Annotated in this window: 14 protein-coding genes; 3 read left to right on the forward strand and 11 right to left on the reverse strand. The window is 56.3% G+C overall.

Annotation, left to right across the window (positions count from 1 at the left end):
• Positions 1 to 29 precede the first annotated feature (29 nt).
• The 10 genes from HKK54_RS30155 to HKK54_RS30200 all read right to left on the reverse strand — a co-directional run bounded on the left by HKK54_RS30155 (position 30) and on the right by HKK54_RS30200 (position 10138).
• On the reverse strand, positions 30 to 506 hold the full coding sequence (locus HKK54_RS30155; protein ID WP_010171917.1) for a glycosyltransferase: 477 nt from the start codon (positions 504 to 506) through the stop codon (positions 30 to 32).
• Positions 507 to 962, reverse strand: coding sequence for a polysaccharide biosynthesis protein (locus HKK54_RS30160; protein WP_237151024.1), 456 nt, complete (start codon positions 960 to 962; stop codon positions 507 to 509).
• Between the two features lie 35 nt (positions 963 to 997).
• Complete coding sequence (locus tag HKK54_RS30165) at positions 998 to 1960, reverse strand: glycosyltransferase family 1 protein (RefSeq protein WP_010171920.1); 963 nt, start codon at positions 1958 to 1960, stop codon at positions 998 to 1000.
• A gap of 53 nt (positions 1961 to 2013) precedes the next feature.
• Positions 2014 to 2556, reverse strand: a complete 543-nt coding sequence (locus tag HKK54_RS30170) for an acyltransferase (protein WP_169388849.1) — start codon at positions 2554 to 2556, stop codon at positions 2014 to 2016.
• The gene (locus tag HKK54_RS30175) at positions 2557 to 3402 is read right to left on the reverse strand and encodes a polysaccharide lyase (RefSeq protein WP_237151025.1); all 846 of its coding nucleotides are present in this window, start codon (positions 3400 to 3402) and stop codon (positions 2557 to 2559) included.
• 18 nt (positions 3403 to 3420) lie between these two features.
• Complete coding sequence (locus HKK54_RS30180; protein ID WP_169388850.1) at positions 3421 to 4572, reverse strand: polysaccharide pyruvyl transferase family protein; 1152 nt, start codon at positions 4570 to 4572, stop codon at positions 3421 to 3423.
• The gene (locus tag HKK54_RS30185) at positions 4569 to 6029 is read right to left on the reverse strand and encodes an oligosaccharide flippase family protein (RefSeq protein ID WP_169388851.1); all 1461 of its coding nucleotides are present in this window, start codon (positions 6027 to 6029) and stop codon (positions 4569 to 4571) included. The genes HKK54_RS30180 and HKK54_RS30185 overlap by 4 nt, the downstream gene beginning before the upstream one ends.
• Entirely contained in the window at positions 6026 to 7297 is a 1272-nt protein-coding gene (locus HKK54_RS30190; RefSeq protein ID WP_169388852.1) for a DUF6369 family protein, read from the reverse strand. The genes HKK54_RS30185 and HKK54_RS30190 overlap by 4 nt, the downstream gene beginning before the upstream one ends.
• Positions 7298 to 7424: 127 nt before the next feature.
• Positions 7425 to 9653, reverse strand: coding sequence for a polysaccharide biosynthesis tyrosine autokinase (locus HKK54_RS30195; protein ID WP_169388853.1), 2229 nt, complete (start codon positions 9651 to 9653; stop codon positions 7425 to 7427).
• A 44-nt stretch (positions 9654 to 9697) separates the two neighbouring features.
• Positions 9698 to 10138 carry a low molecular weight protein-tyrosine-phosphatase gene (locus HKK54_RS30200; protein WP_169389399.1) on the reverse strand — a complete coding sequence of 147 codons (441 nt, stop codon included), beginning with the start codon at positions 10136 to 10138 and terminating at the stop codon, positions 9698 to 9700.
• Between the two features lie 233 nt (positions 10139 to 10371).
• Between HKK54_RS30200 and rfaH the strand changes: the two genes are divergently transcribed.
• The 3 genes from rfaH (at position 10372) to HKK54_RS30215 (ending at position 11653) form a co-directional block, all read left to right on the forward strand.
• Positions 10372 to 10881 (forward strand): transcription/translation regulatory transformer protein RfaH, encoded by a 510-nt coding sequence (rfaH, locus tag HKK54_RS30205; protein ID WP_169388854.1) that lies wholly within the window; start codon positions 10372 to 10374, stop codon positions 10879 to 10881.
• 119 nt (positions 10882 to 11000) lie between these two features.
• Positions 11001 to 11309 carry a phosphomannomutase gene (locus HKK54_RS30210; RefSeq protein WP_237151027.1) on the forward strand — a complete coding sequence of 103 codons (309 nt, stop codon included), beginning with the start codon at positions 11001 to 11003 and terminating at the stop codon, positions 11307 to 11309.
• Positions 11306 to 11653, forward strand: coding sequence for a hypothetical protein (locus HKK54_RS30215; protein ID WP_010171933.1), 348 nt, complete (start codon positions 11306 to 11308; stop codon positions 11651 to 11653). Before HKK54_RS30210 ends, HKK54_RS30215 begins: the two co-directional genes overlap by 4 nt.
• Here HKK54_RS30215 and HKK54_RS30220 read toward each other — a convergent pair.
• Positions 11605 to 12228, reverse strand: coding sequence for a hypothetical protein (locus HKK54_RS30220; protein WP_010171934.1), 624 nt, complete (start codon positions 12226 to 12228; stop codon positions 11605 to 11607). The two genes, HKK54_RS30215 and HKK54_RS30220, sit on opposite strands and share 49 nt — an antisense overlap.
• Positions 12229 to 12231 lie beyond the last annotated feature (3 nt).

Below are 12231 nucleotides of genomic sequence, written 5' to 3' on the forward strand. Positions count from 1 at the left end.
ATAAGAGCGTATTGACAAACAGTCGGAACTTAAGAGGCGAACGCCTTTACATAACTGATCAAACGATCTCTTTCGGTAAAGTCCAATGTACTTTCTGCGCTGCTGTAGTTAAGGGCCGAATCAATCGCCGAAAAGAAAGCGTCTTTATCGTGGGCGATAAACACAGACGGCAGGTCTGAAAAATTCTCGGCGGTGTCGAACTGATGATTATTGATATGTTCACCGCGTCGGCTATCGCGCGGGACGATAACGATGGGTTTGCCCAGTTCGAGGGAACGAATGATATTGCCCATGCCCGCATGGGAAACAATCACTTTCGAGGCGTTGAAGTTCTTGGAAAAGAGCGGCTCGGCAATGGTCTTGTACGCTGTAATGCGGCCCAGGTCGTTTTCGTTGTTGCCGACCTGCGCCACAATCGGGACCTGGGGGTTTGCATGGCTCCATTCATTCAAGTAGCCGAGCATTCTTTCAAACGGTGCTTGAGTGCCAACGCTGCAAAAAATCATTTATACAATCCTCCCTTTATATTGGGCCCGGCTGTTTTGCGAAAGCGTGGGCCACTGGGTCAGCAACTCATCGACAAAGTAAACAGCGATACGGCCAGACAAAGAGAGTTTCTTGGGGTTGGCGATGCTGTCGATCCACAGGGTCTTTTTGCCCATGAGTTTTCCGGCGATCAACCCCAGCAGACCGGGAGCGGCACCGGTGGAGATAACGTATTTGGCTTTACTGCGGTAGACGATCGCGAAGATCTGGCAAAACCCCTTGATGATCTTCATGGGCTCACTGCGGTTAAAGTCCGGGACTTGCGAAAACTTATGCAATGGATACTGCGAGCCAATGCTGATATCGACGGTGGCAATGGTAACTTTTTGACCGTCGAAGGCCGGGAGCAACTTACTCATTTGCACCCAGTGCCCACCTCCAGAACAAATCAACAAAACATCACTTGATTGACTCATGACGGTTCCCTTCCTGTCAGAACTAATAAACATCATTAAATAGCTGCGGCAGTTTTCAACAATTGAGCCTGCCCTTCCCAACGGCTTATCCGCTTGGCTTTCAGCAAGGCTGACTTTTCTTTATAGGTTTCTTGATGGGCGATGAGTTGGGAAACACCGGCCTTTATGGACAGTGGGTCCATCGTGTCCACGAACACCGCCGCCTCGGAAAACAACGAGCGCAGCACCGTGGTGTTTGAAAGCGCCATCGGCCTGCCGGCACTGACCGCTTCGTTGGCCACGCTCAACTGCACGTTGTCGCGGGTGGTCAGGCCGAGCACCACATTTGCGTGGCACAGCAACTGCTCGAAGGTCGCCTTGCTGAGGAAGCCGGTCAGCTTGATGTTGCCGGGCAGTGACGCCACGAGTTCCTCGGAGAGCTTGCCCTGGTGCTTGCCGGTGATCAGGAAGTCGACACCGGGCATTTCCCTGGCGGCGTTGATCACAACCTCGATCGGCTCATCGATATCAAACGAACAGGGAAACAGCACATAGGGTGTTTCGCGCTCACTGGCGGGCGGCACCGGAAAGTCGCACGGCAAGTCTTCCAGAATAAAAAGCCTGGCTTCCTTGACGCCCAGGCTTGCCAATTCTTCTTTGACTTTGAAGTTGTGCACGACCACCGCATCAATGCGATTCAGCAGGGCCACGGTTCCCGGGAAGCCGATCCATTGTTTGCGCAACAGGCTGTTGTGGGCGTCGGCAATAATCTTCAGGCGCCGGTTAAATACACACTTGTAGGCCAGCGCTATATGCAAGACCGGGCTCGGTGGCAGTTGCACCCAAAGCACTTCGGGCGAACCGACCAACAGCGTCTTGAGGGTTTTGAACGACTTGATCAAATAGTCCAGTGGCCGTGCAGACTTTTTCTTGAACCGGTTGGGCAGATGCAGAATGTCATACGCCCAATATTGCTTCATGGTATCGGCGCGTCGTTGATAGCCAATCCATGCAATCATTAATGATTTCACTTAAGAATCCTGCATAAATAAGGGTGGGCACGCGGGGTGCTTTACAAGGCAAACCAGACAGGAAAGTCGGCGCGGTACAGAATGTTTTTATTTCGAAAGCGAATCGGTTTGGCCGGGTTGCCGCCCACGATCGAATAGGCTTCAACGCTGCGCGTCACCACACTGCCGGGATACACCACCGCGCCTTTCCCGATGGTGACGCCGGGCATCACCATCACATTGGGAAAGATCCAGGCGTCGTCTTCGATCACCACGGGTTTTCCCACCAGGCAACTCATCGGGTCATCGATGTCGTGGCCCAGGGTATAAATCCGGGTGTTGTGGGAAATATTGACGTTGTCGCCAATGCGGATACCCGCGCGGTTATCCAGGTAGCAGCCGTAATTGATCGTGCAGTTCTTGCCGATCGCGCAGTTGCCGAACGAGAAGAAAACCACCTTGCGGTGAACCGTGGTGTTTGCGCCCACCTGGCACCCGGTGGCCCGCAGGAGTGAACGTCGCAGGTTGAAAAACAAGGCGAGGCTGAGCAGCGTGTTGAACAAGGCAAGGGCGGCCTTCTTGATATTCAGTTTCAGGTTCTTCATCTACTCACCCTGCCCTGCTGTATCCGTCACGCGCTGCGAACTCATCACAAAATTCCGGAAGCGGATATTGGTACTGACCGGCGTGGCGAACGACGGGTTATTCCCACCGAAGAACGTCGAAAACAGCAAACCATCGATGGTGATATCCCGGGTGTCTCTAAACGTCAGCCCGGTTTCGGTGTGCACCAGTTTTTTGTCGTACCAAATGGAGATCACGCCGTCGGCCTCCCCCGGCGTATTCAACTTCACCAGTTGCTCCAACGTATGCCATTGCCCGACCGTAAACATCCAGGAACCCAGGCCTACAGCCGTTCCCCAGGTTTTACTGGTGGGCAGATAGGCATAAATGGCGCCGGCGCCCTTTTCTTTCCATATGTAGCGCGTGGAAAAACCATCATGGCCGTTAGGTATTTTCCCGCCGGTATTGGCTGTACCGCCATAGAGGCCTGGAAGCTTCCCGCCTTTTACAAAGTTGAAGTTCTTGTCGAACTTCAACTCATAGGTCAGCACCAGGCATTCGCGGCCGGGTTGCGGGAGCGGCGACTTGAACTCAATGCCGCCATAGGGCAAACCCAGGCGCACCATCGAACCCGGGTCGTACGAGCCGGCCGGAAAGTGCACGGCGATGTCCTTGATCTTCTGGCTATAGGCCTTGTTCGTCAGATTGGCGCTGCCCTTAATGCTGTTCTGCGCCTGCGGACCTTTGAGCATCTGCGACACATCCGGCAGTGACGGATAGATGTTTTTGATGGGTTGCTCACAACGGTCGTTAGTCTCTGATGCGCCGCTCGCAGCCATCTGCAAAGCGAACGCCAAAGTGAGTAGCGTCGAGGCTGTCTTTTTCACGTCGGTTGCCCCTCAACTCTATTTTTCATCGACCCACTTCAAAAAGTCGTCGACCGCTTTTTGTGCCAGGGACGACCGCTGCGCGATCTCCTGCTTGAGGTGCTCGGCCATCTGCGTTTTGGATTGCCTGAACTCGCTGATGGTCGACATGATCACCTCAGCGTCCGGGGTGCTGACCAACCGGGTGCCTTGAGGCAACATTTCATGGACTTTCTTCAGCTTGTTTTCGATGGCAACGGCGATGGTGGGAAACCCGAGGGAAGCCGGCAGCAGCACGCCGTGTGCACGGGCGCTGATGATCACGTCGGACTCGACAATCAATTTCGCCATGAACGTTTCCGGGGTGTCGCCAGCCGCGTCCCAGCACAACCATTCGAACCGGTGGTACTTGTCGATCAGGTGCTGGTCCCGCTCTTTGTAGAGCGAGACCAGGCGCACCTGCTCGCCGCGCTTGGCCAGCTCTTCAGCGGCCTGCACCATCGCCTTGATGAACTGCTGCCCGTTCGCGTCGTGGGGCCAGTCGCGCAGGATAAAGGACAGGTACTTGCCCTTCTTCAGGCTGCCGATTTCCAGGTCTTTGCTGGAGATCCACAGGTCGGAAAGCAGGCTCGGGTCGGTGTACACCTCGACATCGGTCTTGCCGAAGGTGTTGCAATGCTGCTGGCTGGTGCCGTCCCGCACGGAGATGTAGTCGCAGCGATTGATCACGCTGACCGCGCGGTCGAGCAACTTGCCACCGCCATCAAACGGGCCCAGGCCGATACAGAACGCCGCCAGGCGACGGTGGAAATAGATCCTGTCGACACCGCCGCGCATGCCTACATACAAACGCAGAAGTGTGGACTTCAGGTCGGTTTGCGCCTTGAGGCTTTTGTGCAGCTTCGCCACGATGCCCTGACGGGCGGTGGCGGCTTTGGCCGGCGGGATGAACGAGAAGAACTGGCCCCCGCCCCCCAGCACCACCAGGTCGGCCTTGACCGGCTCCTTGATGTGCAGCCACTTGATACGCGGGTTGAAGTTCCGGGCGATCTCCGGATGATCGACACCCACGGCAATATCCGATTCTTTAAAGCGTTTTTTCAGAATATTGATAACGCAGAGCATTAATACGTCATCACCCAAATTACCAGGACCGTATGCCCCCCGGATATATACTTTGCTGACATTCATGCTGGGCTTCCATTTTCCACGGGGTCGTTAAACACGGTATTCAAAGCGAACGTTGTTGCGAGAATGTAGATAAATATCAACGCCAGTATCATCAATCGATAGACCATACTTTCAACGTAGGCACTTGAGATAAAACTGACAAAAGGCAATGTCCACAAGATCAATATCCTGGGAGAAACCAGCAACTCCAAAGGGAGTATTTTCTTGTAGACGAAATAAGGCAGGCCGAGCAGGAAGTGGATGAACTGGGAACCAATGAACGCCTTGGCAATCCCGACGGCGCCCTCTTCCCGCAGCCAGAACGCCCCGGCGATGAATAACAGGCCCCACAGCACGTTGCTCATGACGCTGAACCAGGCGAGGTTCATCACGATCATCTTTCTTGAAATGCCGGACTTGAAGGCACTGAGCAGCGAGCCAAGAATCACCAGCACCAACGTCACTTCAAAATCACGCCCCAGGAAACTGCTCCCGTAGAGCTTCGCCAATAACTCGGGAAACATGATCACCGGCTGGATAATCACCAACACCACTAACCAGCCCGACAGAAAGTTCAAGGCGTCCAACTTGCGATTCTTGCCGCCCAGCGCGGCGGCCAGCATCGGCACCAGTACCGAGCCCAGTACCACGGAAACATGGGAAAAGATCGCGTTCCATTGCATGGCGGCGGCGTACATGCCGAGGGCGGCAAGTCCGTTAGTGGTTTGCGCCAATAACTTGTTCGCGAACCAGTTCATCGGCGCGACCATCAACCCGGTCAACAACACCGGCAGGCCAACCGAAAGCACCGCGTGCTTTTCAGCAATCGCGCCCTTGAAACTCAGCGTGGTGTTCTGCGCCTTCAGTATTTTCCAGCACGCCAGCGCGCTGAAAAACACAATCAGCAATTGAGAGCCGGCCAACCCCAGCAGCGCGCCGTTGAGCCTGAACTGGATGGTCAGGCCGTACGTGGCCGGGATCGCAACGATGGCGATGATTCCGTTGATCGTCGCAATCGAGCGGTATTGCCCCCAGCCGGTCAGGCAGCCCTGGGTCCAGCCCGACAAAATAATCAGCGTGATGGTGCACAACACGATCAGCGACGCCGCGTTCAGGCTGTCTGTGCCCAGGATGACGCTGGAGAAGAAATCCGGGAAAAACAGCGCTGTCCCGATGATCATCCCGCTGAAAAAAACCGAGAAAATCAGCGTCAGCGCGATGCCCCTGCCGGTCTTCTCGGGGCTGGTGTCCTTGAACTGCCCAATGTGCTTGGCCGTCGCCGTGGTGGTGGCCTGGGCGGCGACGTTGGCCAGCATCACAATCGCGCTCTGGATCAGGCCGTACTCGCCAAACGATTGCGCGCCCAATACACGCGCAACCAGGATGCCGGTGATCACCACCGACACTTTCGTGGCGACGGCGGAAATGAAGCTCCATGCCGTACTGGACACGAATTTTTTCAACAGTGTGCTGTTCATCCGGCATTCACCTGCAGGGGCGTGGTTATCAGCGGCTGGCGAGGGTTGAGGATTTTTTTGCGTTGCCTGGCGGTGTGTTCGGCACACACCCGCAGGACAATGGCGCCATACGCGATGCCGATGGCGTACGGCTGATAAGGCGTGGCCGACACGATGAACATCACCCCCAGGAAGATGCCGATCGAGACCGCCACCCGGCTGTTCATATGCTGGGTAATCGAGGTGATGAAGACATACAACAGGTACAACCCGATCAGCCCGTACTTAACAAAGTAGGTCAGGTAGGCACTGTCGATATTCGAGTTCTTGTCATCCAGGCCACGGTATTCAAACCAGGGAATCTCGAACGGCGTCCCTGCTCCCAACCCCACAAAGTAATGCATGGGGTTCATGCCCCGGATCAACTCCAACGCGGGGCTGAAGCGCGTGGCCAGTTGCGCGGCCATGCCTTCAGACGACAAGCCGTCATTGATTCGATCGGCACCGATCATAGTGCTGATGCCGATAAACGCCATCAGCACCACCGCCCCTGCCAGGGCGACACCGATCATGCGCGCAGGCTTTTGGTATTGGTGAATGATGATCGCCGCAAACACCGACACAAAAATGAACCGCGAGTTGGCGATAAACAAACAGATAAGCGAGCTCGCCAGGCAGAGGCGTGCGAGCTTTTTTTGCTGGTCAAACAGGCGTGGATCGATGAAGTAATAGATCAGGTAGGCAACGGCTGCGTAGGTGCCCCCATCCAGGTATCGATAGGCGTTTTCTTCGTAATAGACGTCCTGAAACTTGTACAGCCCCAACCGTAGCCACGCGATGTCCAGCACATTGAATGCGCTCATCGCGATCAACAGCATCAGCACCGTTTTCAGCTTCAGGGTTTTCGCGGCGAGGGTCGCGATATTCGCCAGCACGATAAACGACAGGATCATGATGAAAGGCCGAACATCCTTGAGCAGGTACTTGTTCGAGGACTCCAGCAGGCCAAAGGCGAGTAACACCACATACAGTCCGCAGCCAAAAAGCAGCGCGCCCGGCGCCGTCAGTTGGCTCTTCTGCGTCAGCACCTGCCTGATCAGCAACGCACCCAGCCCGCCCACGATGTAGAAGTCAAAGAAGAAGATGCCCTTGAGCGAGATTATTTCGCTGTAGGAGTTGCCGGTAGGAATCACCGACAGCATCACCCCAAACAGCACGATTGAGTGCTTTGGGCTTTTGACGGCAAGCAAACCCGCTGACAGCGCGATAAGGGATAACAGGTAAAACATGGCTGGGTATTCTTTATGCTGATTTGAATTTGGCACGCTACCGCCCCAGGATTTTTCGTTCATTTCCTGAAAACGTGACGTCTATCCTGCTGAAACTTCCTGGGACGATGGTGCGTAACGACTGGAATCAGCTTCGATCAGCCTGGTACTCGTACTGGTAATACCCGTAGTTGCCGTAGCCATATTTGGCGGAGGCTTTCTTCTCGACCCCGTTGAAAATGGCGCCCCTCAGCACGATGCCGTTCTGGGCAAACCGGCGCATGGTGTGTTCGATTTCCTTGGCCGGGTTCAAGCCGTAGCGCGTGACGATCAGGTTGGTCCCCGATTGCCGTCCCACAATCGCCGCGTCGGTCACGGCCAGGAGAGGTGGCGTATCGAGGATCACCAGGTCGTACCTTTCGCTGACCTGGGACAACAGCTCAGTCAGGTTGCGATGCATCAGCAACTCAGAAGGATTGGGCGGTATCTGCCCGCGGCTGATGAGGTCGAGGTTTTCAATGCCGGTGTTGTGAATGGCGGTTTCCAGCGTGCATTGATTGGAGAGGATGTCGGACAGCCCATCCTTGGCGGACACACCCAACACCTTGTGCAGGTAGCCCCGGCGCATATCCACGTCAATCAACAGTACGCGCTGCCCGGTTTGAGCGATGACCGCCGCCAGGTTGACCGAGACGAAGGTTTTACCCACCTCGGGGCTCGGGCCCGAGATCATGATCCGGTTATTCGGCGCCTCAAGCATTGCGAAGTGCAGGCTGGTGCGCAAACTGCGCAAGGCCTCCACCGCCAGGTCCGTGGGGTGACTGATGGCCAGCAATGAAGACCCCGCATCGGTACGCCCACGCCCCCGGGTGATTTTGTCTTCCTCGACCTTTTGCAACGTGCTGTAGGGAATCGACGCATACACCGGCAAGCCCAGTTGCTCGATGGCTTCCGGGCTTTCCAGGCCCCGGTTCAGCGCCTTGCGCAGCAGCACCAGCGCCACCGCGAGGAAGCCGCCCAGCAGGGTCGCGATCAGCACGATCAGGATCTTTTTCGGCTTGATCGGCTTGAGGTAATTGACGTCGGCGGTGTCGATCAGGCGCACGTTACCCACGGTGCCCGCACGCATCACGTCGAGCTCCTGGGACTTGTTGAGCAGTTGGGTATAAATCGCCGTACCCACCTCGACGTCCCGGGTCAGGCTCAGCAGTTCCTGCTGGGTGGAAGGCAGGCTCTCTACCCGGCTCGCCAGGCTTTGCTGCTTGCTGGTCAACTCGCCGATCTGGGTCAGCAACGCGCGATACGCGGGATGCTGGCGGGTGAACTTGCGGTCCATCTCGGCCTGCTGCAGCTTCAGCTCGGAGATACTGGTATCGAGCCCCACGATCTGGTCGAGGATGGCCTTGGTCTCGAGGGTGATGTCCACCGACTTGCTGCGGGTCTGGTATTCATTCAAGGCCTTGCCGGCTTTCTCCAGGTCCTTCTTGACCTCCGGCAGTTGCTCCTTGAGAAACGCCAGGCTTTGCGCCGCTTCAGCCGAGGTGCGCTCGACGTTTTGCCGCACATAAATGGCCGCGATCTGATTGAGGATCTTGATCGCCTGGTCCGGGTCGGTGCTTTCCAGCGCCAGCCCGATCATGCCCGACTCTTTGCCACGCTCGACCACATCCAGGTTCTCCTGGTAGTCGAGGATGCTGGTCAGGCGCGCATTACGGATCACCCGGAAACGGGTGCCGGGTTTGGCCCGCAGCTCTTCAATCTGAAACGCGACGCCATTTTGCTCGAACGGCTGCCCGACCTCACCGGCTGCCAGCACCTGGTCATCTTCATCCACCAGGGTGTAATGCGCGTTGTCACCCACGGTCAGGGTCAACTTCTTGCCCAGTTGCCCGTCAGGCAAATCCAGCTTGAAGATCTTCAGCGACTCGCCGCCCCAGGCGAAACTGTCCAGGCCCAGCAACGGCTCGGCGAGTGCACCGGGATTGCTCTTCTGGAAGCGGCGCGCGAGGAATTCACCGATCAGCGGGAAGTACATCGGCTGCACGACGATATCGAGTTTCAGGTTATCGACGGTCTTGCCAATCACGTAGCGGGACTGGATCAGCTCGATCTCGGTGGCCGAGGGAGACTCCTTGCCCAGCATGCCGCCAATGTCCGAGAAGCCCAGCAAGTCGTTCTTTTTCGCCTCGACCTGCAACAGGGCGTTCGCCTGGTAGACCGGGGTCGCCAACACCGCATACGCGGCGCCCGTCACCATAAAGGCGCCGGTAACCGCGGCGATCAACCACTTGTGGTCGATCAGTGTTCCAAACAGACCGAGGAGATCGATCTCCTCGTTTTCGTCTTCCCGTGCGGTGACTGCTGGCGCTTGCTGCATAAGTCGGATTCTTAGCCTTATTTCGATTCAAAAAGTAGTGGCGATCAGCGTGCGAGACGCTGCGCCCATGCGTTTACGGCTTCTTCGATCAACGCATACGCGTGCACAAAAGCAGCTTTCCCTTGACGGTAGGGGTCGCTGATCTCTCGCTCGTTTTGCCATTTCCCCAGCAGCAAGACCTTGCCTCGTGCCTCGGGAGCCATGCTGAGTACGGCACTGATGTGCTGTCGTTCCATCACCAGGATCAGGTCGGCGTCGCTGATCGCCTGTGGCGCCAGTTGGGTGGCCTGGTGCTCGTCGGCTGGATGGCCATGGGCTTCGAGTACCGCACGCGCGGTGGTTTCAATCGGCTTGCCGACCAACGCGGCAATACCTGCAGAACTGACCTTGATATCGGAGCGCGCGAGTGCGCCACGCAAAAGACTTTCCGCGGTGGGACTACGGCAAATATTGCCAATACAGACAATCAACACTCTTTTAAACAAGGCGATATTCCCCGGGGCATCCATTACCCATGAAACAACTAGTAACTTCACGGCAGTATTTAGTACCACGGAACTTTGACCTCACCCAAAATTATCTTTGGACGAAAAATAACAGCACCCGGCTTTATGTACGACCAACCAGACAATTTATAACATTCGTGACTTTGCAGCGTTCATCGGCTTTAAATTAAACAACCATGCCATATCGTTTTATATAGACAGAGGGACGCCCCATGAGCGCAAATGCCAATAAGGCCTGGTATCTGGTCCAGTGCAAATCCCGGCAGGATGAACGCGCCGAGGAGCATCTGCAGCGCCAGGGCTATACCTGCTTTCGGTCTACCTATAAACGCGAACGGCTGTTGAAGGGCCAGCGAAGGACCACCCGCGAATCACTGTTTCCCGGGTACCTGTTTATTCAAATGAGCCTGCAGGACAGCTGGAGCTCACTGCGTTCGACCCGTGGCGTGTCGCGGGTCGTCGGGTTCGGCGCGCACCCGCTGCCCATCAGCGATGCGCTGGTGGACGAACTCCAGGAGCGCGACCATCAGGCCGTGGTGGCCACCCTGCTGAAGCCGGGCGAAAGCGTGCGTATCCATGAAGGCCCGTTTGCCGAACTGGAGGCGGTCTTCCTGGCCATGGACGGTGAACAACGGGTGGTATTGCTGATGAACTTCCTGCAACGGGAACAGCGCATCAGTTTGCCTTTCACCGACGTCAGCCGAGTTAAGGAAACTTGCTGATATCCCGCTAAACAGACAAAAAATAACCATCAACTTACTAACAGACTAAAAATAACATCGCCTTACTTTTTCGCCTCTTCAGAATAGAGTAATACCTGAATAAACAGCGAGGAACAGCCATGAAAAGTTCAAAGCTATTGGTAGAGCGTATCGGCCTGTTTCCTTCTTCGGGAAACATCCACGTCAACGTTAATAGTTCAACCACCGTTGTAGAACGCATGCAGGTGTTATACGCCAGCCATTCGCTGGACAGCGATGAATCCGGTGCCGGGCTTTCAATGGTGTTCGCCGACTGGCGCTTCAAGTTACAGGTGAGTAATCCCCTGTCCGTTTGCCTGTGCGTGGAAAGCCGCGGCGACAGCCATTTCATGCAGGTCAAGACCGCCGAATTACTGGCCAATATCTCCTGCACCGAGGAGCGACCATGAGCATTTATGGGGATTTGAAACGTGCCTATGCCCTGAAGGGGCTAACCACCGCCTTTGAAGGTTTTGTGGGCCTGGCGCCCAACGAACACCTACCGACCGAGCACTATGCGCGCAACACCCAGGTCATGTCCCGCTGGCTGGATCATTTGCGCGGCAACTCGCCGCTGGACATTACCGATACGCTGTTCAAGCAGATGAAGCGTGCTCAGCGCCGTGGCGATGCCCGGCGCTTCAACTCTCAGACGATGCTGCTGGGGCTGCTGGTGGAAAGCAACATGGCCATGGACCTGGCCACTTACTCGGCGTTCAACGGTGTGGGAGCGGCCCGCCAGGAAGGTTCCTGATGGGCCTGGTCGGCCCCGGAAACGGCGACGGCCACATGGTTGAGCAGCTTCTCGGCGTTGTACTTGGGCACCATCGCACTTAACAACAGAATCACCATTCCCCCACCGATCAACGACGGGGAAACCCGCACCTCAACCACCTCAAGGCGCCATAGAAACGCCAGCGCCGCCATCCCGCCCAAAAAGCCACCGGCCAGCGCCTCGTTGAGCGGATGAATATAGGGGGCGACGCAATACGCACTGAACCAGCCGGTGACCAACATTCCGGCGATAGCCGCGGGCCAGCGCCAATCGGGATTGATGCGGCGCGCCACCAGGCTCATTGCCACAGGCACCATCAGCGAGGTATTCATGGCGTGACCACTGAGCACGGCAATATCAAGGTGTTGGAGCGACACGCCCCAGCCCTTGAACAGCAATTTGCTGAACGCCACGATGGAATAGGTGCACGCGATCGTCATCAGCCACCACTTGACCGCCTGGGGCCGGGAATACCAGAGCCAGACGGCGATCACCACGGCGGCCGGAATCATGACGGTGATACCGCCGTATTGCGCAAGTTCTTCCCGTATCACGTG

Origin of the sequence: Pseudomonas sp. ADAK13, from assembly GCF_012935715.1 — a bacterium.
Lineage (GTDB): Bacteria > Pseudomonadota > Gammaproteobacteria > Pseudomonadales > Pseudomonadaceae > Aquipseudomonas.